This is a genomic window from Nocardioides sp. LHG3406-4 (assembly GCF_049897745.1).
Classification (GTDB): Bacteria; Actinomycetota; Actinomycetes; order Propionibacteriales; family Nocardioidaceae; genus Nocardioides.
The window spans coordinates 161,734-181,689 of record NZ_JAFCWV010000005.1; the positions used below are offsets into that span (position 1 = coordinate 161,734).

Consider the following 19,956-nt stretch of genomic DNA (forward strand, 5'->3'; position numbering starts at 1 on the left):
TTCTTGAGGAGAGCCCGTCCTGTCGAGAGGACAATACGCCGGCCCGCAGCCCACCTGCCGATCCTTCTCACAGCAGGGCGGAACGTTCTCGTCCGAATCGGGTCGTGTCGGTCTTGACTGTCCCGTCCTAAGGATCTAACGTCTTCTCCCAAGGACAATTCAGACAGGTTGGTTCATGAAGCTCTCCTCGCAGTTCGACCTCCCCGCCCCGCCCGCCAAGGTCGTGGCCCTCTTCTTCGATCCCGTCACCATGCGCGACTGCCTGCCCGGCTGTGAAGAGCTGGAGCAGGTGGATGAGAAGACCTATCGCGGTGTGCTCACCAACGAGATCGCGCACGTCAAGTTCAAGGCCGGCTTCTCCGCGGTCATCACCTCCGTCGAGGAGCCTGCTGACAGCAGCAGCCCCACGATCGTGAACGCGGTGCTCAAGGGCGAGGACCGCCGCCTCGGCAGCACCATCAAGGTCGACGCCAAGATGACCATCGCCCCCGTGGGCGAGGAGTCCCGCGTGACCTACGAGCTCGAGCTGGCCATGTGGGGCAAGCTCGGCCGGCTCGGCGAGTCCGTGATCCGCCGCCGCAGCGTCGAGGTCGAGCGCCAGTTCTCCGAGAACTTGGCCGCGGTCTGCGCGGGCAAGCCGCTCCCGCACGGCGGGCCGAAGGCCTCGAAGGCCCAGAAGCTCCAGCAGGCCGTCTCGGCCGTGCCCTCCGCCGGCACCGCCCAGGCGACCCAGGCAGGCCAGGCTGGTCAGCCCGTCGGCGCCGGCAACTCGGTGGTCGAGGTCGTCTCGGCCCCGAGCCGGACCCAGGACCTGCCCTTCCTCATCGCCGTCGCGGCTGCCGCCTTCGCCTACGGCGTCATCCTCGGTGGCCGGAAGCGCGGCCGCTGATGGCGACCTTCCACGTTCCCGAGACCCTCGACGAGGCCCTCAGCCTGCTGGCCGAGCTCGAGGACACGATGGTGTACGGCGGCGGCACGGCCATCCAGATCCTGCTCAAGCAGGGCATCCTCTTCACCGAGCACTTCATCGACATCAGCCGGGTGCCCGGCCTGCGCGAGATCTCGGCCGACTCCGACGGTGTGGCGGTCGGACCGCTGGTGACCCTGCGCCAGATGGAGACCGACGCCCGCGTCCGGTCGGTCGCGCCGCTCGCGTCGTCGACGTACGCCGAGGTCGCCAACCCGCGGGTGCGCAACACCGCGAGCGTGGCCGGCAACATCGCCCACGGCGACTACCGGCTCGACCCGCCGACCGCCCTGGTCGTGCTGGACGCCACCGTGCAGCTCAGCTCGGTGCGCGGACAGCGTGAGGTCTCGGCGCGCGAGTTCTTCGTCGACTTCCAGGTCACCGAGGTCCAGCACGACGAGATGATCACCGGGATCCGGATCCCGAAGCAGCCGTCGACGGCCGGGGCCTTCGTGAAGTACAGCAGCCTCGCCGAGAACGACTGGCCCTGCGCCTCCGCCGCCGTGCTCGCCGTCCCCGGCGACGCGAGCGGTGAGCCGACCGAGGTCCGGATCGGGTTGGGCGCCCTCGCGCCCACGACCCGCTACCTGGCGATCGACATCGACCCGGGCACCACGGACCAGGACGCCGTCGACGCAGCCATCGACATCGCCAACACGGCGATCGACCCCATCGAGGACATCCGCGGCAGCGCGACGTACAAGGCCCACCTCGGCCGCGTCGCCGTCGAGGAAGCCGTCCGTGCAGTGATGAAGGAGCTCCAGGATGCTTGAGGTCGACACCGCGACGAAGAAGTCCAAGCCCGCGCCGTCATCCGACGAGCCCACTGACGCCGCCGACGCGCCGAACGGTGTCGGGACGCGCCGCCGCCGCTTCGACGCCGTGGGCCGGGTGCGAGGCACCATCCGCTACACCGGCGACGAGGCGGTCGCCGTAGGCACCGCGCACGTCGCGATCCACCGCAGCACCCAGCCGCACGCCCGGATCGTCTCCGTCGACACGGAGGCGGCCGCCGCGATGGACGGCGTCATCGCCGTGGTCACCGGAGCGGACCTGTTCGCCGAGTACGGCGACCGCTTCCTCACCGGTCCCGCCTTCGCCGACCAGCCCTCGCTGGCGTTCGACAAGGTGCGCTACGTCGGTGAGCCCGTGGCCGCCGTGCTAGCCCGGGACCTGGCCACGGCCCACGCGGCCGCCGACACCATCGCCGTCGAGTACGACGAGCTGACGCCGGTCTACGACCTCGACACAGCGCTGCGCGGCGAGACGTTCGTGCACGACGAGCTGCGCCCGTCCTCGGTCTTCGCCGACCTGGCGCACCTCTCGGGCGTCCGCGACACCAACGTCAACTACGAGTACCACCAGATCAACGGCGATGCCCCCGCGGCCCACCAGCGCGCCGCCACCACCGTGGAGGCCACGGTGGTCGCCCCGCCGACGCACCACGTCACGATCGAGCTGCCGGTGACCACGGCCTGGGTCGACAGCGGACGGCTCGAGATCTTCACCACGACGCAGACTCCCTCCTACGTCCGGCAGATGGCCGCCGACCTGCTCGACCTTCCGCTCTCCCGGGTTCGCGTGCGCACCCGGGTCCTGGGTGGGGGCTTCGGCGCCAAGATGTACGACCGGCTCGAGCCGCTGGCCGCGGCGCTGGCCTGGAAGTTCCAGTGCCGGGTCCGCATCCCCACCACGCGTGAGGAGGCCTTCCAGTTGACCACCCGCCACGGTGCCGAGGTGATCGGCTCGCTCTCCGCGGACGCCGACGGCAATCTGATCGCGTCCACGGCGGACGTGCGCTACGACACCGGCGCGTTCGCCGACGTCGGGCCCCGCATCGCCGCCAAGTCGGGCATGGTCGTGGCGGGCCCGTACCGCATCGAGAACGTGGACGTGCGCTCGCGCTGCATCTACACCAACAAGGTCTCGGCCGGCCCCTTCCGCGGCTTCGGTGTCCCGCAGGTCACCTGGTCGCACGAGACCCTCATCGACGAGCTGGCGCACAAGCTGTCGGAGGACCCCTACGAGTTCCGGCGCCGGCACCTGCTGCGCGAGGGCGACGTGGCGAGCATGGGGACCGTCATGCACAGTGCCGACTTCGTCGGCTGCCTGGACGCCGTCGCGGACGCGATCGGCTGGTCCGACCCGACCCCCGCCAGCGATGGACGGATCCGCTACGGCAAGGGCATCGCCGTCGGCATGAAGGCGGTGCTGACCCCCACGGTCGCCAACGCGACGTTGAACCTCAACCAGGACGCCTCGGCCACGCTGCTGATCAGCACGGTCGACATGGGGCAGGGTTCCGACACGATGATGGCGCAGATCGCCGGCGAGGTGCTGCACCTCGACTCGACCCGCATCCACGTCGTCCAGACGGACACCGACGCCACGCCGTACGACACCATCACCGCCGGCAGCCGCTCGACCTACCACACCGGCAACGCGGTGCGGCTGGTCGCCGAGGAGATGCGCGACCGGCTGATCGCCATCGCCGCCGAGCAGCTCGGCGAGGATGCGGCCGGGCTCGAGCTCACTGCCGCCGGGGTGTGCCGCGACGGGCGACCGCTCGTGACCGTCCAGGAGGTCGTGCACCGCAAGTTCGGCGCTCGCGGGGCCACGGTGACCTCGACCGCGAACTTCACCAGCTGGTGGCACCCCTACGACAAGGTGACCGGGCTCTCGGAGAAGGTCACCGAGCACTGGTTCGCCGGTGCGATCGCGGTCCGGATCGGGGTGGACACGATGACCGGCCGGATCCAGACGCAGCACCTGGCGATCGCCGGGGACGTCGGCAAGGCCATCAACCCGATCCTGGTGGAGCAGCAGCTCACGGGTGCCGCCATCATGGGCATCGGGCACGCGCTCTTCGACCAGCTCGTCTTCGACCACGGGCAGATGGTCAACGCCACACTGCTCGACTACCAGCTGCCCTCGATGAGGGACATGCCGGAGAAGATGACGCCGATCATCATCGAGGATCCTCACCGTGACGGGCCCTTCGGCGCCAAGGGCGTCGGGGAGACCGGCATCCTCGGCATCGCGCCCGCCTACGCCAACGCGCTCCGCGATGCCTGCGGTGTCCGCATGACCACGCTCCCGCTGACCCCGGAATCGGTCCTGGCAGCGATCCAGTCAGGAGTTACGCCGTGAAGTCGATCAACCTGAAGGTGAACGGGACCGCCCACCCGGTGCAGGTGGCAGACGACGAGCTCCTGCTCGACGCGCTGCGCCAGCGGGTTGGCGTCACCTCCGCCCGCGAGGGCTGTGGCGTCGGCGCCTGCGGTGCCTGCACCGTGCTCGCCGACGGCAAGAGCGTCTCGTCCTGCCTGGCCAACGCCGCCAGGTACGACGACGCCGAGCTGACCACGGCCGACGGCCTGCCGACCGACGACGTCGTGGTGACCGCGTTCGTCGAGAGCAACGCGATGCAGTGCGGCTACTGCATCCCCGGCTTCGTCATGATGACCAAGGAGCTCCTCGCGGAGAACCCGAACCCCTCTGACACCGAGATCGCCGAGCACCTCGAGGGCAACATCTGCCGGTGCGGCACCTACCCCGAGCTGATCAAGGCGGTCCGCCTCGCGGCCAGTCGGAGCCGGGCATGAGGATCGAGACCTCCTGGGGCACGCTGTCCGCCATCGACGAGGGCAGCGGCCCCGTCGTCGTCCTGCTCCACCCGCTGGCGCAGGCCGGCGAGGTCTGGCGGCCGCTGATCGACGAGCTGTCCCCGCACTTCCGGGTGCTCGCCCCGGACGCCCGCGGCCACGGGCAGTCGACCTGGGACGGCGAGCCGTTCACCATCGAGGACCTGGCCGCCGATGCGGCGACCCTCATCGAGGAGGTCGGCGGCCCGGCTGCCGTGCTGGGGATGTCGATGGGCGGATGCACCGCCATCGCCCTCGCCGTACGGCGACCCGAGCTGGTCTCCCGGCTCGTGCTCGCGGACACCACCGCCGACTACGGGCCCGACAAGCAGAGCGCCTGGGCGGCCCGGGCGGAGACCGCGTCCAACACGCCGCGCGAGAAGCAGCTCGGCTTCCAGCACGACCGCTGGTTCTCGCCGTCGTTCCTCGAGTCCGACCCCGCCGAGGTGGACCGCGTCTCGCAGGTCTTCCTGGCGACCGACTCGCGGGCGCACGCCGCCGCGTCACTGGCCATGGGGGCCTACGACGACAGCGGCAGGCTGGCCGAGGTGCAGGCGCCCACGCTGATCCTCGTCGGCGACGAGGACTACGCCACTCCTCCGGCCATGGCGCAGGCCCTGCACGCGGGCATCGCGAGCTCCACGCTGACAGTGCTGCCCGAGACCCGCCACCTGAGCCTCCTGCAGAATCGCACCACGTGGCCGAGCATCATCGAGCACATCCAGGGCAGCAGCCAGACCGCCTCCGCCTAGGGAGAGCACCGTGTCAGTCGATCCGTTCATCCAGGGCTACGACGAGCTCCGCGAGCAGTACGCCGCCACCGGTCTCGGCGGCCGGATGGGGTTCGGTGCTCGTCCGGCGATCGTCGTCGTCGACCTGATCAAGGGCTTCACGAGTGCGACGTCGCCCTTCGGGAGCGATCTGGACGCCCAGGTGCACGCGACCAACCAGCTGCTGGCGCTGGCCCGCGAACGGGACATCCCGGTCATCTTCAGCACCATCGTCTACGACCCGTCACTGCGAGACGCCGGCCTGTGGGTCCGCAAGATCACCTCGAACAAGTGGCTCGTGGAGGACAGCGAGTGGATCGAGCTCGACCCCCGTCTCGACCGTCGTCCGGGCGAGACGGTGGTCGTCAAGAAGTACGCGTCCTGCTTCTTCGGCACCGACCTGGTGTCGCAGCTGCAGGCGCTCGCCGTGGACACCGTCGTGATCACCGGCTGCACCACCAGCGGCTGCGTCCGGGCGACGGCCGTTGACGCCTGCTCCTCGGGACTGCACACCATCGTCGTCGAGGAGGCCGTAGGCGACCGCGCGAGGCTCCCCCACCTCGCGGCTCTGTTCGACATCGACGCGAAGTACGGCGACGTACTGCCTCTCGCGGAGGCCCTCGCGAACCTGCGCGGGCTCACCGAACGCACCTCCCCCACCAGGCCGTCACGGTCCCTGGCCGGTTCCGACAGTCCGAGCCCCATCCCCTGAGGAGCACCATGAGAGTCCGACGTCTACTGACCACCGTCTGTGCGGGGCTGGCCCTGCTGGCCGCCGCGGGCTGCGGAGCCGATGACAGTGGAGGCGGCGGCGACGCCGACACGCTACGCATCGCCAGCAACTCCAACGCCAGCTGCCTGACCACCTGGGTCGCCATCGAGAAGGGCATCTTCAAGGAGCACGGCATCGACGCCGACTACACGAAGGTCGAGAACGTCGGCACGCTGCCGCCGGCCCTCGACAAGAGCTTCGACGTCGTCTTCGTGACACCCGTCCAGGCCATCGCCGCGGTGGCCCAAGGGATCCCCATCACGGAGATCTCCGGCTCCACGCTCGACACCACCGAGAACCCCAACAGCTACCTGATGGTCGCGAAGGACTCCCCCTACAAGGACCTCAAGGACCTCGAGGGCAAGACCATCGGCGTGCTCACCGAGGTCGGCACGCTCCACTACGCGACCTTGAACATGCTCCAGCAGGCCGGCGTCGACCCCGCGTCGATCAAGATCCAGCAGGTCGACGGTCCCACCCAGCTCGACCAACTGCAGGCGGGACGCGTCGACGCGGTGGAGACCCTCGCCCCGTTCAGCCAGCAGCTCGAGCAGGCCGGTGCGACCAGCCTCGGCACTCCGTTCGCCTCCCTGGGCGACGAGGTCAGCGTGATCTGGTGGGCGGCCAGCAACGACTGGGTCGACGAGAACCCGGACAAGGTAACGGCGTTCCAGGACTCGCTCGAGGAGGCCGAGAAGTTCATCGAGGAGAACGACGCCGAGGCGCGCGAGATCCTGCAGAAGTACTCCGGACTGCCCGCCGAGGTCGTGAAGACCTTCCCGCTGCCCGACTACGACGCGAGCGTGCGGCCCGACGACATCGACCGCTGGCTGAAGGTCATGCAGGACGTCGCCGACTTCCAGGGCCAGGTCGACACCAGTCAGCTGACCGCCACTCCCTGACCCGGGGTTCGGTCGGAGCCGGCCACAAATGCGCGTCGCGCCCCCACCCCTCTCGGGTGGGGGCGCGACGGCGTTTATCAAGCAGTGACGGAGTCCGGGACCCGGCCGCCGATCCGCTCGGTGATCCGCATGCCGCACTCGGCGAGGAGCTCGCCGGTGGCCTCCATGTTGTCCTGGGTCAGCTCGGAGGAGAACGCCAGCGTGCACAGCACCCGGCTGACCTTGCCGTGGTGGTCGAACACCGGGGCGGCGACCCCACTCTGGGCGAGGTCGTACTGCTGGAGGCTCAAGCTGTAGCCGCGCTCCCGGGTCTGCTTCATCTCGGCCAGGACCGCGTCGTGGTCGGTGATCGTGTGCGGCGTGAACGCCTTGATGCCGATGCGCTTCTCCGCCTGCTCGAACACGCCGGGCTCCTGCCAGGCGTGGAAGGCGTACATCAGTGCGGGTGCCGAGAACTGGAAGTACTCCCCCACCCCGACGGTGACCCGCACCCCGCGGCGCTGCTCGGCGCGCGCGACGACGACGTACCCACCCGACCCGTCGGGCTCGGCCACGAACACCACGAACCCGAGACGGCGGGTCAGCCGCTCGATCTCCTCGCGGACGATCCCGAGCGCCATGTCGTCGGTGACGCCGGTCAGCGTGAGCAGCTTGGGGCCGAGGGTCCAGCCGGCCCGGGCGCCCAGCGAGCGCACCCAGCCGGCGGACTGCAGGGTGGCCAGGATGTTGTAGCAGGTGCTGCGGTTGAGGTCGAGCTCGTCGACGAGGACACGAGGTGACACGGGGTCGGGCCACTCCGCCGACAGACGCTCGATGATGCGGACTGACGACGCTACGGCCGGGACAATGTTCGCCACGAAGTTCCTGCTCTCTCCTCCAGGCTGCGACTGCAGCGATTGTGTCTCAACGCGGGTCGAGATCGGGGTCAACCGACTCCTCGCCCGGCGCGCCGTCGTCGGCGGCCAGCGCCGAGGCCTCGCCCAGGTCGCCCTGCCACCGCCGATAGAGCTCGTGCTCGACGCCGCACTGGTCCAGCACGCGTCCTGCGACGAAGTCCACCATGTCCTGCAAGCTCTGCCCGCCCGCGTAGAACGCCGGGCTCGCGGGCATCACGACCGCCCCCTCGTGAGCGAGGGCGGACATGTGGTCGAGGGCGGCCGCGCGCAGCGGCGACTCACGGACCACCAGCACCAGCGTGCGCCGCTCCTTGAGGGCCACGTCTCCGGCGCGCTGGATGAGGTCCTTGCTCATCCCCGTGGCGATGCCGGCGATCACGGCGGTCGTGGCCGGGACCACGATCATCCCGCGAGACCGGTAGGAGCCGCTGGACGGGCCGGCCGAGAAGTCGGTCGCCGACCAGTAGGCCATGTCCTTCACGTCACGCCCGAGCCACGCACTCACGTCCTCACGCCACGACCGGTCGCGGACGGCGTACCCGAGCTCGTCGAGCATCGTGAGCCGGCCCGCCTTGCTCACGATGAGGTCCACGCTCTCGCCGGCGTCGATGAGGCCGCGCAGCACGCTGGTCGCATAGGCGACCCCGCTGGCGCCGGTCACTCCGACGACCCACGGGATCCGGCCGGGGCCGGTGGCGGGGGTCCTCATGTCAGCACGTGGGACCAGTCGCGAGCGACCTTGGCGAGGTAGGCCGGGTCGCCCTGGGAGACCTTCGGGAAGGTCGACCGGCGCTCGTAGGGGATGCAGGCGTCGATGATCGCCCTGCTGTTGTGGGGCGTCTCCCCGTCCGGGACCAGCGGGTCGAGCTTGCTGCCCCAGGTACGGCGCAGGATGTCGATGTCCTGGGCCGGGTCGGAGCGCGTGCACATCGCCCACACCACCTCGTCGAGCGAGGAGACGTCGATGTCGTCGTCGACGACGACGACGTAGCGGTTCATGTACGCCGCGGTGGGCAGCTGGGCGGTGAGATGGGCGACCTGGCGCGCGTGGCCGGCGTACTTCTGGGTGATGGCGACGGCGACCAGCAGCCGGCCACCGCCGGACTCGTGCGCCCAGGCCTTCTGCACGCCGTTCACCCCCGCGGCGATGAGGTCGTCCTCGATCATGGCCGACTTCATGATGGTGCGCATGTAAGAGTAGTCGTGCGGCGGCTTCCCGGGAGGCGCCCCGAGGATGATCGGGTCGTCACGGTGGTAGAGCTTGGTGATCTCCATGTTGAGGATGGGCCGCTGGCTGCCGGAGTAGTAGCCGGTCCACTCGCCGAAGGGCCCCTCGTCCCGCAGGTTGTCGGGGGTCAGCCACCCCTCGATGGCGAACTCGCTGCCGGCCGGGATGGGCAGCTCGGTGTCCGTCCCGAGGACCACGGGGACCCGCTCGCCCACGATCGCGCCCGCGTAGTCGAGCTCGGAGATGCCGCCGGGCACCTCGGTGCCGCCCGTGACGAGCAGGACCGGGTCGTGACCGAACGACACCGTCACCGGCGCCTTGCCGTGCAGCTCGAACCACTTGGCGATGTTCTGGGCGCCGTGCTTGCCGGGCACCGCGCTGATCGTGACCGACCGCCCGTCGTCCTGCACCTGCATGCGGTAGCAGCCGCCGTTGACCTGGCCGGTCTCGGGGTCGCTGGTGACGACGAAGCACCCGGTCCCGATGAACCGTCCGCCGTCGTCCTCGTGCCACATCGGCACCGGGAAGTCCAGGAGGTTGATGTCGTCGCCCTCCACGACGTTCTGCAGCAGCGGCGCGTCGTCGACGACGACGGCCGGTAGGTCCGCCGCGGCGGCCGCCCACACCGAGGGCTTGCCCCGCAGGCGGGCCACGACCTCGGCGTCGTCGAGCCCTTCGCCCAGGCGCAGCGTCCGCCCGAGGCGCTGAGCGGAGCCCGTGCTCCCCGTGAGCACCCGGAGACCGGGCCGGTAGTCGGTGATGTTGTCGAAGAGCAGCGCCTTCTGGACCAGTGCGCGGTAGCTCAGCTCGGCGATCGCCCCGAGCTCCTGGTCCCAGTGCGCCCCGTCGACGCGGGTCAGCTCGCCGGTGGCATCGACATCGTCGATCCAGGAGCGGAGACTCAAGATGGGCTCACGGTCGGTCATCGGTCACGTTCCTCACATGTCAAGATCGGGGAGAATGACCACCATATTGCACTTGTTGACCTTGTGAGAAGACATTCAGCCGCCCGATCGTGGCGCATTCAGGCGCGTGAACAGGGGCAGTAAGAACCTGAGGGGCGCCTTGACCCCAGCGGACACCACTCGTAGGCTCTTCCCCACGAGATCGGTTGTTCTCTCTAGAGGTCAATCTTCGGGGATCTCCGAAGCGCCTCACCCAACCGGGGTGCTGGTCGCGAGACGACCACATCCACCACGAGGAGTGCCTGATCACGATGCCTGTCTGGGACAGCGTGGTGCCCGCCGACGAGCTGAGCATGCTCGCCGAGCGAGGCTTCGGCGGAGACGTCGCCCTCGGGCGACGCCCCTGCCTCCTGGTCGTCGACGTCACGGAGTCCTTCCTCGGCCGTCGCCCGGGCGACACCGAGGGCGTCGACTACGCCACCGGCTGTGGCGAGGTCGGGTGGGCACGGCTCCCCCGCATCGTCGAGGTCCTCGAGGCGGCTCGCAGGGCGGGCATCCCGCGGGTCCTCACCAAGGGCTCGCCCGAGGCCGCCGCGGTCGTGGGCGGCGCCATCAAGCTCAGCGGCGACCCGGTCACCGCGCGTCGTACCCACTCGGCCGGATTCCCCGACGAGATCAAGCCGGCCGAGGACGAGTTCGTCCTCGAGAAGACGAAGGCGAGCGCCTTCTTCGGTACGCCGCTCCTGACCTTCCTGCACCAGCAGCGGGTCGACTCGATCATCGTCGTGGGCACCACCACCTCCGGCTGCATCCGGGCGACGGTGGTCGACGCCTGCTCGTACGGCTTCCCCACCATCGCGGTAGAGGACGCCTGCTTCGACCGGTCAGCGTTCGCCCACGCCGCCAACCTGTTCGACATCCAGATGAAGTACGGCAGTGTGATCGAGGCGGCTGCCATCATCGAGCGGCTGGACAACGTAGGAACACCATCATGAACGAGGAAAAGGGACACTCCATGACCATCGACCAGGACGCCGGCCGCGACGTGGGCCCGCCCAGCTTCGACTGCCGCGACCTGGAGGTGACGCTGGTAGGCGCGAGTGGCGCCGCCGTGATCCTCCAGCACGTCGACCTGCAGGTCCGCCAGGGCGAGTTCCTCTCCATCCTCGGCACCTCCGGGTCCGGGAAGACGACCCTGCTGCGGGTGCTCGGCGGCCTCCAGCAGGCCTCGTCCGGTGCGGCCGAGTCCGGCGGCAAGACCATCACGGGTCCGCCGGACGGTGTCGTCACCGTGTTCCAGAACTACGCCCACTCGCTCCTGCCTTGGCGCACGGTGCGGAAGAACGTCGCGCTCGGGATCGAGCGCAACCTGTCGAAGTCGGAGTGCGCCGAGCGCATCCAGGAGGCCCTGTCGATCGTGGGTCTCGAGGCGAGCGCCGACGAGTACCCCTGGCGACTGTCCGGCGGCATGCAGCAGCGTGTGCAGATCGCTCGCGCGCTGGCGATGCGACCCTCCGTCCTGCTCATGGACGAGCCCTTCGGTGCTCTCGACGCGATGACGAAGGCGAGCCTGCAGGACCAGCTCCAGCAGGTCCAGGAGCTCACCGGCACCACCATCGTGTTCGTCACCCACGACGTCGAGGAGGCGGTCTACCTCAGCGACCGCGTCGTCGTACTCAAGGGACGTCCTGCGAACGTGGGCGTCGAGCTCGACGTGCAGCTGGCCCGGCCGCGCCACCAGGTCACGACGAAGGAGCAGCCCGACTACCTCCAGCTGCGCCACCAGATCTACGAGGCACTCGGGCACGGTGTCGGCCATGCGTAACCTCGGCTTCTTGAAGAGGATCAACTTCCTCGGCCTGCTCACCGGCGCGGTGCTCATCGTGCTGTGGCAGCTGGCCGTCGTGTCGGGCCTGCTCGACTTCGACTACCTGCCCAAGCCCACAGAGGTGGCCTCCGGGCTCCGGGAGATCGCCGAGACCGGCGAGCTCGCGGAGAACCTCCAGCACACCCTCACCGCGTCCCTGACCGGATGGGCGCTGGCGGCGGTGGCCGGTGTCGTCGTCGGTGTCGTGCTCGGCCTCTTCCACCCCGTGTGGAAGTACTCCATGGCCAGCCTCGAGGCTCTCCGCGCCCTCCCGATCGTCGCGTTCGTGCCGGTGGCCGTGCTGCTGCTCGGCTTCACGCAGACCATGGAGATCGTGGTGGCGTTCTACGCCGCGCTGTGGCCGATCCTGCTCAACACCCAGGCCGGGGTCCGCAACGTCGACCGCCGGTTGATGGAGGTGGGCGACGTCATGGGGTTCGGCCGCATCGAGCGCCTCTGGAAGCTCGTGCTCCCGGCGAGCACCTCGCACATCGTCGTCGGCCTGCGCCTGGGCCTGTCCATCTCGCTGGTGCTCACCCTCGTCGCCGAGATGGTGGGCAACCCGGCCGGCCTCGGCTACGCACTCATCCAGAAGGGCCAGACCTTGAACCCGGACCAGATGTTCGCCTACGTCATCGTCATCGGCCTGTGCGGGATCGTCCTCAACACCGCGCTGATGCTCCTGGCTCGGATCGGCCTCCGCGGCCAGATGCTCGCGGCGGGTGACGTCGGATGAGCCTGACCAGGAGCTCCGCCACGCGCGAGCCGAACAAGACCGTCAAGCCGGCGCCCACCCAGCTGGAGATGTGGTCGGGCACTCCGGTGCGCGGCATCATCCCGCTCGTGCTCGCCCTGGTCGTCTGGCAGCTGATCGGCGACAAGGAGTCGCCGTACTTCCCGCCGCCCAGCGAGTGGTACTCCGCGACGAAGCCGCTGATGGACCAGGACCTCCTGCTCCCTGCCCTGGGCGCGACGACGCTGACCTTCCTCCTCGGACTGGCCATCGCCACCCTCATCGGCGCCGTCGTCGGCTCCCTGGTCGGCTCGAGCCGGCTCGCCGACCGAGCCCTCGGGCCGACGCTGGAGTTCCTGCGCATCCTGCCGGCCGCGTCGCTGGTGCCCATCGCGGCGCTGATCCTCGGCTACACGATGCAGATGAAGCTCGTCGTCGTCGTGATCCCCGCGCTCTGGCCCATCCTGCTGGCCTGCCGGACGGCGCGGCGCTCGATCAACCCGGTGCTGCTCGACGTGCCCCGCACCCTGGGCCTGACCCGGCTCGAGGGGCTGTTCAAGGTCACCGTGCCCTCGATGCTGCGCCCGGTTCTGCTGGGTGTCCGGGTGGCCGCCCCGCTGGCGCTGATCATCACCATCCTGGTCGAGATCGTGACTCGGATCGACGGCCTCGGCGCGCTGCTCGGCGCGGCGCAGTCCAACTACGCCTCCGCACAGGTCTACGGCCTGCTGCTGATCGCCGGGCTGCTGGGCTTCCTGGTCAACTGGGTCGTGACGAAGCTCGACTTCGCCGTCTCCCGCCGCATGGGCAACTGAGCGGTGCGGATCGTCCGGGTCGACCACGACGGACCGCGGTACGCCGAGCTCGACGAGGACGGCAGCACGCTGCGGCTGCTGCGCGGCGACCCCTTCGGCGAGCTCGACCACTCGGGCGAGACCAGCACCCTGGCGGCGTCCCCGGCCCTCGTGCCGGTGACGCCCACCAAGGTGCTCGCCGTGGGACGCAACTACGCCCGGCACGCCGAGGAGATGGGACTCGCCCTCGGTGACAACCCGTCGGTCTTCCTCAAGCCGCTCCAGACGCTGCTGGCGCACGACGGCGACGTCGTACTCCCTCCCACGGACCTCTCCGGCCACGTCGAGCACGAGGCCGAGCTGGCCGTGGTCATCGGCCGGACGGCCCGCAACGTCAAGGCCGTCGACGCGTTCGACCACATCCTCGGCTTCACCTGTGCCGACGACGTGAGCGCGCGCGACCTGCAGCGCGGCGACCCCCAGCTGACGCGCGGGAAGGGCTTCGACACCTTCTGCCCGCTGGGCATGTTCATCGAGACCGACGTCCGTGACACCGACTACGAGGTCACCTGTCACGTCAACGGCGAGGAGCGTCAGCGGGCCAGCACCGCCGAGCTGATCTACCCGATCCCGTTCCTGATCGAGTGGCTCTCTGCCTGGACGACGCTGGTGCCCGGCGACGTCGTGCTCACCGGCTCCCCCGCCGGCACCGGACACCTGCGTGCGGGCGACCGCGTCGAGATCGCCGTCTCCGGTGTCTCGTCGCTGCGGCACGGCGTCGTCTCCGCCTGACGCGGACCAGCAGGAGCGGGCCCTCAGAGTCTGCGTATAAATGTGCGAACGCCACGGGACACCGTCTCCGGCGTCCCGTGGCGTATCGCGCCCCCTCAAACGGGTCAGCCGGGCAGGCTGATCCGTACGTGCCGTGCGCCCTTGACGCGGCTCGCCTCCCGCACCAGCTCCGCGATGGACCCGGACTGCGCCATCGACAGAGGTGCGCGCTGGGCCTTCGCCCGCTCCGCTCCGCGGAGGTTCTCGATCACGTCGGGCATGAAGAGCGTGGCCATCAGCAGGTCCTCGTCGGTGTGGAACGGTCCGTGCTCGCGCCTGACGTCGTCGAGGATCGGCGGGACCAGGGCCCCGGGACGCTCGGTGACCGGCTCCTCCCCCTGCGAGACCCGGTCGAAGACGTCCGGGTCGATCGGCGCCGGAGTCCGGCCCCAGTAGCCCAGCGCGTACTTGCGGATCTCGTCGGGCACGATCTCGTAGCGACCGTGGATCACGTTGAGCAGCGCCTGGGTGCCGATGAACTGCGAGAACGGCGTCTGGACGTTGGGGTAGCCCATCTCCTGGCGCACCCTCGGCATCTCCTCCAGCACCGCGTCGAGCCGGTCGCCCATGCTGACCTGCTCGAGCTGGGCCTTGAAGTTGGCGAGCATGCCGCCGGGCATCTGGTGCACGTAGATACCGGGGTCGTACTCCGCGATCTGGCCCAGGGGTCGGCCCTCGCGGCGCGCTGCCGCGGTGAAGTACGCCGAGATCTCCTCCAGCGCCTCGTGGTCCACGCCCGTGTCGTGACCCAGCCACGCGAGGCTCCGGGCCATCGACGCGTCCGCGGGCAGGGACGGGCCGTTGGCCAGTGGCGTGGACGCCGTCCAGACGGCGCTGGCGCCGTGCTCGACCGAGGCCAGGTTCGCCGCCGGACCGAGACCCGTGATGCAGTGCGAGTGGACGTAGATGGGTACGTCGCCGGCCACCGCCTTGAGGGCGGGGATGAGGGTCGCGGCCCGCTCCGGGGTCAGCAGCCCACCGGCATCCTTGACGATGAGGGCGTCGACGCCCAGTGCGATGAAGTCACGCGATGCCTGCGCGAAGAACTCGTCGGTGTGCACCGGGCTCACCGTGAACTGGATGGAGCCCTCGGTGCGGAGGCCGGCCTCGCGGGCGGAGCGGATCCCCACCTCGGCCGTGCGCACGTCGTTGTTGGCGGCGGTGATCCACATGTGCTCGATGCCGGCCCGGGCGCACGACGCGTTGAAGAGCTCGACGACCTCGTCGGGGTACACCCGGGAGATGCTGAAGAACATCGCCATCCCCATCATCCGCAGCGGCGTCTGCCGCACCTGGCGCCGGATGAGGCGGATGCGGTCCCAGGGGTTCTCCCCCAGGAACCGGACGCAGACGTCCATGTTGACCGTCGCCATCATCTCGATGGAGTGGTAGCCGGCCCGGTCCATCACCGGCAGGATCGGCAGCATGGTGTCGGTCGTCATCCGGGTGGCCCACAGCGACTGGTTCCCGTCGCGCAGCGATGTGTCGATCAGTCCAACGTTGCTCATGATGACGTCGATCCCTTCCAGTTGCTGTCCACCCAGGTGGTGTGCAGCGTCGAGTTGATGAAGTCAGGGTGGTCCAGCAGCCACTCGTGGAACGGAAGCGTCGTGGGCACTCCGGCGGCCTTGAACTCCCGGACCGCGCGCCGCGCCCGGGCCAGGGCCTCCTCGCGCGTCCTGCCGGAGACGATCAGCTTGGCCAGGAGCGAGTCGTAGAACGGGGACACCAGGTGCCCCTGCTCCACGTGGGTGTCCACCCGGACCCAGGGCCCGGCCGGGGCCCGCCACTCGTCCACCGGGCCGGCAGCGGGGCGGAAGCCCTGGTGCGCGTCCTCGGAGTTGACCCGGAACTCGATCACGTGCCCTTGGGCCCGCACGTCGTCCTGGGTCATCGGCAGCGGCTCCCCCGCCGCGACGCGGAGCTGCAGCGTCACGAGGTCCAGGCCGGTGAGCACCTCGGTGACGGGGTGCTCGACCTGCAGGCGCGTGTTCATCTCGATGAAGAAGTGCTCGCCGGTGTTGGTGTCGTAGAGGAACTCCACGGTCCCGGCACCCTCGTAGCCCATCTTCCGCGCCAGCAGGCTGGCATCGTCGGTGATGCGCGCCCGGGTGGCCGCGTCGAGGACCGGCGACGGCGCCTCCTCCAGCAGCTTCTGGTAGCGGCGCTGAGTCGTGCAGTCGCGCTCGAAGAGGTGTACGACGTTGCCGTGCTGGTCGCCGAAGACCTGCACCTCGATGTGCCGCGCGTTGCCGAGGTAGCGCTCGACGTAGAGGGTCGCATCGCCGAACGCCGCGCGCGCCTCGGCGGCAGACTCGGCCAGCGTCGGGGCGAGCGCCTCAGCCGAGTCCACCCGGCGCAGCCCTCGACCGCCACCGCCGGCGGCGGCCTTCACCAGCAGCGGGAGGCCGACCTCGGCGATGACCGCCTGCGGGTCGACGGAGTCCGCGTCCACGGTGCCGCCCGGGACGATCGGGATGCCCGCTGCCGCCGCCGTCGTCCGGGCGGTCAGCTTGTCGCCCAGCAACCGCATCGTGTCTACCGACGGGCCCACGAAGGTGAGCCCGTTCTCGGTGCAGGCCTCCACGAAGTCGGCGTTCTCGGAGAGGAACCCGTAGCCGGGGTGCACGGCGTCGCAGCCGGTCTCGAGAGCAGCCGTGAGCAGCGCGGGGATGTTCAGGTAGCTCTGCCCCGGGCTGGCCGGTCCGACGCAGACGGTCCGGTCGGCCAGGCGGCTCGCCAAGGAGCCCCGGTCGGCCTCGGAGACGGCGAGCACCGTCTCGATGCCGAGGTCCCGACAGGCCCGCACCACGCGTACGGCGATCTCCGCGCGGTTGGCAATCAGCAGTCGTGTGATCGCCATGGCCGTCAGGAGCCTGCCGGGTCGACGTAGAACAGCGGCTGGCCGTGCTCGACGAGGACGGCGTCGTCGACGCAGATCTCGGTCACGGTGCCGGCCACGTCGGAGGTGACGGTGGTGAACATCTTCATCACCTCGATGGTGCCCACCGCGTCCCCGACGGCGACCTGGGTCCCGACCTCGACGAAGGCCGGCTGGTCGGGGGCCGGACGGCGGTAGAACGTGCCGAGGGCTGGGGAGCGGATCTCCGCCAGCCCCGCGCGATCCGGGGCTCCCGACTGGGCCGGGGCGGCTGCCGGCTCCTGCGCGGGAGCGGACTCCTGCGCCGGCGCGGCCGGGGCCAGGGCTGCCGGAGCGGGCGCCTGGTGGACGGCCGGCGCCGGCGGCGCCGCGGGACGGGCACCCGACGCCTCGACCTGCTCGTTGCGGGAGACGAGCAGCTCGACGGCTCCCACGGAGAGCCTCAGCTCCCGCATGTCCGAGTCGGCGAAGACCCGGACGATCTCCTGGAGCTCTGCGGGCGAGATGGACGTCGTGGGGGTGGGGTCAGTGGCTGACAAGGCTGTCTCCTCCGTCGTTGGGGTGGCCGGATAGTGGGGCTGCGCCCGGGTCGTCGGAGGTCACGACCTCCGCCGCAGTGGCCGCCTGGACCTCCTCGAGGGAGACCCCGTCCGCGAGCTCCAGGAGCTCGAAGCGGCCGGCGCCGGCCGGAGCCAGCACGGCGAGGTCGGTGTAGATGCGCTCGACGACGCCCGGAGCCGTCAGCGGGTAGGAGCACGTGTCGAGCAGCCGGGCCTCGCCGTTGCGGCCGGTGTGCTCCATGGCGATCCAGACGCGCTTGGCGCCGGCGGCCAGGTCGGCTGCCCCGCCCAGGGCGCCCGTGCGCTGGTGGGGCAGCTTCCAGTTGGCGAGGTCGCCCGTGGAGGACACCTGGAAGGCACCCATGACCGTGAGGTCGAGGTGGCCGCCACGGATCAGCCCGAACGACATCAGGGAGTCGAAGAAGGCGCCCCCGGGCACGACCGTCGCTGGGCGCTTCCCGGCGTTGACCAGGTCGGGGTCCACGACGACGCCGTCGGCGGGCGGTCCGCCCATGCCCAGGATGCCGTTCTCGCTGTGCACCAGGGTCTCCGGGTGCGCGACGTGATGGGCGATCAGCGTCGGGATGCCGATGCCCAGGTTGAGCACCCAGCCCCGGCCGATGTCCTGGGCGACGCGCTGGGCGATCTCGTCACGGGTGCGGCCCATCTCAGCTCTCCTCCTGTCGGGGCACTTCCACCACGGCGTCCACGAAGAGGCTCGGGATGGTCACGTCCTGGGGGTTGATCTCGCCGACCTCGACGACCCGGTCGACCTGCACCACGGTGTAGGACGCCGCCATCGCCATGAGCGGGTTGAAGTTGATGCCGGCGGAGCGGCAGACCACGTTTCCGTAGCGGTCCGCGACCGCACCCTTCACCAGGGCCACGTCGGCATGCAGGGCGGGCGCGAGCAGCCAGCGGCGGCCGTCGTGCTCGACGACCCGGTAGTCGGCGGCGAACTCCATGTCGAGTCCCGTCGGGGTGAGGACACCACCGAGCCCGGCGCCCGCGGCGCGGATCCGCTCGGCCAGCGTGCCCTGCGGGGTCAGCTGGAGATCGACCACGCCGTCCTCGATGCCCTGCTTCACCGGACCGGAGCTCGGGCCGACGGGGAAGGAGCAGACCAGGCCGGTCAGCCCGCCGTCGTACATGAAGCTGCCGAAGTCGGCGTTGTTGGCCACCAGGGTGAGGTCGCGCACCTGGCGCGCGGCCAGGGCCTCACGCATAGCGAAGGGGGTGCCGGCATCGCCGAAGCCACCGATCATCACCACCGACCCGTCCTTCACCGGGGCGAGGGCCTCCTCCATGGTGGTCACCTTGCTGAACACCTCGGAGGTGCCGGTCGCGGCGCTCACGACGTCCAGCCCAGGAGTCGGCTGGCGTTGTCGAGGAGCACCTTCTGGCGCACCTCGTCCTTGAGGTCGAGCCGCTCGAACTCCGTCATCCAGCGGTCCGGCTTCAGCCACGGGTAGTCGGACCCGAAGAGGAACTGGTCGGGGATGACGCTGTTCATGTACTGGATCACCTCGGCGGGGATGTACTTCGGCGACCAGCCTGACAGATCGACGTACACGTTGGACTTGTGGCGGGCGATCGCCATCAGGTCGAGGTGCCAGGGCCAGCCGAAGTGGGCGGCGATGATGTTGACGTTCGGGAAGTCCGCCGCCACGTCGTCGACCGACGGCAGTGGGTGGCCGTACTTCAGGTGGAAGCCGCGACCGCCCGGGGAGCCGGCACCGATGCCGGTGGTTCCGGTGTGCACCAGGATCGGCCAGTCGTGCGCGGCGCAGAACTCCCAGAGCGGGTAGAAGCGTCGGTCGCCGAAGCTGAACTGCTGGGTGATCGGCTGCAGCTTGAGACCCTTGAGCCCGAGCTCTGCGCAGCGCTCCAGCTCGGTGAGCGCGGCGGCGCCCTTCCAGGGATCCACCGACGCGAAGCCGATCAGCTGGCCGTCGGACTTGGCGACCAGGTCGGCGATCGCGGTGTTGTCGATGCGCAGGCCGGTGCTGGTCTCCTTGTCCACGTCGAAGATGACCCCGCCGATGTTGCGGCTGCGGTAGTACTCCAGGAGGTCCGAGGTGGCGGCGTCCGAGTCGAACACCTTCTTCGCGTCCTGGATCGCCGCGTCAGGCGGCGTCGTGTGCAGGTGAACGTGTACGTCGATGGCCCGCAGGGACATCAGCGCCTCCTCGGTGTCGTCGGTGGT

General features: G+C 69.9%; 21 protein-coding genes. 12 read left to right on the plus strand and 9 right to left on the minus strand.

All coding sequences use genetic code 11. The features are described 5' to 3' along the window. Window positions 1-175 precede the first annotated feature (175 nt). From ACP7BP_RS17630 to ACP7BP_RS17660, 7 genes are read left to right on the plus strand one after another with little or no spacing between them, the layout of a single operon-like run. Complete coding sequence (locus ACP7BP_RS17630; protein ID WP_426246469.1) at window positions 176-889, plus strand: CoxG family protein; 714 nt, start codon at window positions 176-178, stop codon at window positions 887-889. Further along, the gene (locus ACP7BP_RS17635) at window positions 889-1,740 is read left to right on the plus strand and encodes an FAD binding domain-containing protein (RefSeq protein WP_426246471.1); all 852 of its coding nucleotides are present in this window, start codon (window positions 889-891) and stop codon (window positions 1,738-1,740) included. Before ACP7BP_RS17630 ends, ACP7BP_RS17635 begins: the two co-directional genes overlap by 1 nt. After that, window positions 1,733-4,117: a xanthine dehydrogenase family protein molybdopterin-binding subunit gene (locus ACP7BP_RS17640; RefSeq protein ID WP_426246473.1), complete on the plus strand. Its 2,385-nt coding sequence runs from the start codon at window positions 1,733-1,735 to the stop codon at window positions 4,115-4,117. Before ACP7BP_RS17635 ends, ACP7BP_RS17640 begins: the two co-directional genes overlap by 8 nt. After that, the gene (locus ACP7BP_RS17645) at window positions 4,114-4,572 is read left to right on the plus strand and encodes a (2Fe-2S)-binding protein (protein ID WP_426246474.1); all 459 of its coding nucleotides are present in this window, start codon (window positions 4,114-4,116) and stop codon (window positions 4,570-4,572) included. Before ACP7BP_RS17640 ends, ACP7BP_RS17645 begins: the two co-directional genes overlap by 4 nt. Then, a complete protein-coding gene (locus ACP7BP_RS17650; RefSeq protein WP_426246475.1) occupies window positions 4,569-5,363 on the plus strand; it encodes an alpha/beta fold hydrolase in 795 nt (264 codons plus the stop codon). The genes ACP7BP_RS17645 and ACP7BP_RS17650 overlap by 4 nt, the downstream gene beginning before the upstream one ends. 10 nt (window positions 5,364-5,373) lie before the next feature. Then, on the plus strand, window positions 5,374-6,093 hold the full coding sequence (locus ACP7BP_RS17655; protein ID WP_426246476.1) for an isochorismatase family protein: 720 nt from the start codon (window positions 5,374-5,376) through the stop codon (window positions 6,091-6,093). Window positions 6,094-6,101: 8 nt separating this feature from the next. Further along, window positions 6,102-7,055 carry an ABC transporter substrate-binding protein gene (locus ACP7BP_RS17660; RefSeq protein ID WP_426246477.1) on the plus strand — a complete coding sequence of 318 codons (954 nt, stop codon included), beginning with the start codon at window positions 6,102-6,104 and terminating at the stop codon, window positions 7,053-7,055. Between the two features lie 77 nt (window positions 7,056-7,132). On the opposite strand, the gene ACP7BP_RS17665 is transcribed toward ACP7BP_RS17660, so the two are convergent. The 3 genes from ACP7BP_RS17665 to ACP7BP_RS17675 are packed head-to-tail and all read right to left on the minus strand — an operon-like array spanning window position 7,133 to window position 10,105. Next, window positions 7,133-7,912: an IclR family transcriptional regulator gene (locus tag ACP7BP_RS17665; protein WP_426246479.1), complete on the minus strand. Its 780-nt coding sequence runs from the start codon at window positions 7,910-7,912 to the stop codon at window positions 7,133-7,135. 46 nt (window positions 7,913-7,958) lie between these two features. Continuing rightward, window positions 7,959-8,660, minus strand: coding sequence for a UbiX family flavin prenyltransferase (locus ACP7BP_RS17670; RefSeq protein WP_426246480.1), 702 nt, complete (start codon window positions 8,658-8,660; stop codon window positions 7,959-7,961). Continuing rightward, window positions 8,657-10,105, minus strand: coding sequence for a UbiD family decarboxylase (locus ACP7BP_RS17675; protein ID WP_426246482.1), 1,449 nt, complete (start codon window positions 10,103-10,105; stop codon window positions 8,657-8,659). The genes ACP7BP_RS17670 and ACP7BP_RS17675 overlap by 4 nt, the downstream gene beginning before the upstream one ends. Window positions 10,106-10,395: 290 nt before the next feature. Between ACP7BP_RS17675 and ACP7BP_RS17680 the strand changes: the two genes are divergently transcribed. From ACP7BP_RS17680 to ACP7BP_RS17700, 5 genes are read left to right on the plus strand one after another with little or no spacing between them, the layout of a single operon-like run. Further along, window positions 10,396-11,079, plus strand: coding sequence for an isochorismatase family protein (locus ACP7BP_RS17680; RefSeq protein WP_426246483.1), 684 nt, complete (start codon window positions 10,396-10,398; stop codon window positions 11,077-11,079). After that, on the plus strand, window positions 11,076-11,909 hold the full coding sequence (locus ACP7BP_RS17685) for an ABC transporter ATP-binding protein (protein WP_426246485.1): 834 nt from the start codon (window positions 11,076-11,078) through the stop codon (window positions 11,907-11,909). The genes ACP7BP_RS17680 and ACP7BP_RS17685 overlap by 4 nt, the downstream gene beginning before the upstream one ends. Beyond that, a complete protein-coding gene (locus tag ACP7BP_RS17690) occupies window positions 11,902-12,687 on the plus strand; it encodes an ABC transporter permease (protein ID WP_426246487.1) in 786 nt (261 codons plus the stop codon). Before ACP7BP_RS17685 ends, ACP7BP_RS17690 begins: the two co-directional genes overlap by 8 nt. Further along, window positions 12,684-13,499, plus strand: coding sequence for an ABC transporter permease (locus ACP7BP_RS17695; protein WP_426246489.1), 816 nt, complete (start codon window positions 12,684-12,686; stop codon window positions 13,497-13,499). Before ACP7BP_RS17690 ends, ACP7BP_RS17695 begins: the two co-directional genes overlap by 4 nt. Window positions 13,500-13,502: 3 nt before the next feature. Beyond that, window positions 13,503-14,270 carry a fumarylacetoacetate hydrolase family protein gene (locus tag ACP7BP_RS17700; protein ID WP_426246491.1) on the plus strand — a complete coding sequence of 256 codons (768 nt, stop codon included), beginning with the start codon at window positions 13,503-13,505 and terminating at the stop codon, window positions 14,268-14,270. A gap of 104 nt (window positions 14,271-14,374) precedes the next feature. Here ACP7BP_RS17700 and ACP7BP_RS17705 read toward each other — a convergent pair whose 3' ends face one another. Genes ACP7BP_RS17705 through ACP7BP_RS17730 form a run of 6 tightly spaced genes read right to left on the minus strand, consistent with a single transcriptional unit; the run spans window position 14,375 to window position 19,929 of the window. Further along, window positions 14,375-15,817: a pyruvate carboxylase subunit B gene (locus ACP7BP_RS17705; RefSeq protein WP_426246492.1), complete on the minus strand. Its 1,443-nt coding sequence runs from the start codon at window positions 15,815-15,817 to the stop codon at window positions 14,375-14,377. After that, window positions 15,814-17,172 (minus strand): acetyl-CoA carboxylase biotin carboxylase subunit, encoded by a 1,359-nt coding sequence (locus ACP7BP_RS17710; RefSeq protein ID WP_426246493.1) that lies wholly within the window; start codon window positions 17,170-17,172, stop codon window positions 15,814-15,816. Before ACP7BP_RS17710 ends, ACP7BP_RS17705 begins: the two co-directional genes overlap by 4 nt. Before the next feature lie 5 nt (window positions 17,173-17,177). Further along, window positions 17,178-17,729 carry an acetyl-CoA carboxylase biotin carboxyl carrier protein gene (accB, locus tag ACP7BP_RS17715; RefSeq protein ID WP_426246495.1) on the minus strand — a complete coding sequence of 184 codons (552 nt, stop codon included), beginning with the start codon at window positions 17,727-17,729 and terminating at the stop codon, window positions 17,178-17,180. Then, the gene (locus ACP7BP_RS17720) at window positions 17,716-18,417 is read right to left on the minus strand and encodes a 3-oxoacid CoA-transferase subunit B (protein WP_426246497.1); all 702 of its coding nucleotides are present in this window, start codon (window positions 18,415-18,417) and stop codon (window positions 17,716-17,718) included. Before ACP7BP_RS17720 ends, accB begins: the two co-directional genes overlap by 14 nt. A 1-nt stretch (window position 18,418) precedes the next feature. Then, the gene (locus ACP7BP_RS17725) at window positions 18,419-19,105 is read right to left on the minus strand and encodes a CoA transferase subunit A (protein WP_426246498.1); all 687 of its coding nucleotides are present in this window, start codon (window positions 19,103-19,105) and stop codon (window positions 18,419-18,421) included. After that, entirely contained in the window at window positions 19,102-19,929 is an 828-nt protein-coding gene (locus tag ACP7BP_RS17730; protein WP_426246499.1) for an amidohydrolase family protein, read from the minus strand. Before ACP7BP_RS17730 ends, ACP7BP_RS17725 begins: the two co-directional genes overlap by 4 nt. Window positions 19,930-19,956: the final 27 nt, after the last annotated feature.

Bases quoted from the DNA above. Each gene is read 5' to 3' on its own strand.
- ACP7BP_RS17730 (WP_426246499.1), bottom strand. From the start codon at position 19,929: ATGTCCCTGCGGGCCATCGACGTACACGTTCACCTGCACACGACGCCG.
- ACP7BP_RS17630 (WP_426246469.1), top strand. From the start codon at position 176: ATGAAGCTCTCCTCGCAGTTCGACCTCCCCGCCCCGCCCGCCAAGGTC.
- ACP7BP_RS17695 (WP_426246489.1), top strand. From the start codon at position 12,684: ATGAGCCTGACCAGGAGCTCCGCCACGCGCGAGCCGAACAAGACCGTC.
- ACP7BP_RS17720 (WP_426246497.1), bottom strand. From the start codon at position 18,417: ATGGGCCGCACCCGTGACGAGATCGCCCAGCGCGTCGCCCAGGACATC.
- ACP7BP_RS17635 (WP_426246471.1), top strand. From the start codon at position 889: ATGGCGACCTTCCACGTTCCCGAGACCCTCGACGAGGCCCTCAGCCTG.
- ACP7BP_RS17710 (WP_426246493.1), bottom strand. From the start codon at position 17,172: ATGGCGATCACACGACTGCTGATTGCCAACCGCGCGGAGATCGCCGTA.
- ACP7BP_RS17705 (WP_426246492.1), bottom strand. From the start codon at position 15,817: ATGAGCAACGTTGGACTGATCGACACATCGCTGCGCGACGGGAACCAG.
- ACP7BP_RS17675 (WP_426246482.1), bottom strand. From the start codon at position 10,105: ATGACCGACCGTGAGCCCATCTTGAGTCTCCGCTCCTGGATCGACGAT.
- ACP7BP_RS17670 (WP_426246480.1), bottom strand. From the start codon at position 8,660: ATGAGGACCCCCGCCACCGGCCCCGGCCGGATCCCGTGGGTCGTCGGA.
- ACP7BP_RS17650 (WP_426246475.1), top strand. From the start codon at position 4,569: ATGAGGATCGAGACCTCCTGGGGCACGCTGTCCGCCATCGACGAGGGC.
- ACP7BP_RS17685 (WP_426246485.1), top strand. From the start codon at position 11,076: ATGAACGAGGAAAAGGGACACTCCATGACCATCGACCAGGACGCCGGC.
- ACP7BP_RS17680 (WP_426246483.1), top strand. From the start codon at position 10,396: ATGCCTGTCTGGGACAGCGTGGTGCCCGCCGACGAGCTGAGCATGCTC.
- ACP7BP_RS17660 (WP_426246477.1), top strand. From the start codon at position 6,102: ATGAGAGTCCGACGTCTACTGACCACCGTCTGTGCGGGGCTGGCCCTG.
- ACP7BP_RS17690 (WP_426246487.1), top strand. From the start codon at position 11,902: ATGCGTAACCTCGGCTTCTTGAAGAGGATCAACTTCCTCGGCCTGCTC.
- ACP7BP_RS17640 (WP_426246473.1), top strand. From the start codon at position 1,733: ATGCTTGAGGTCGACACCGCGACGAAGAAGTCCAAGCCCGCGCCGTCA.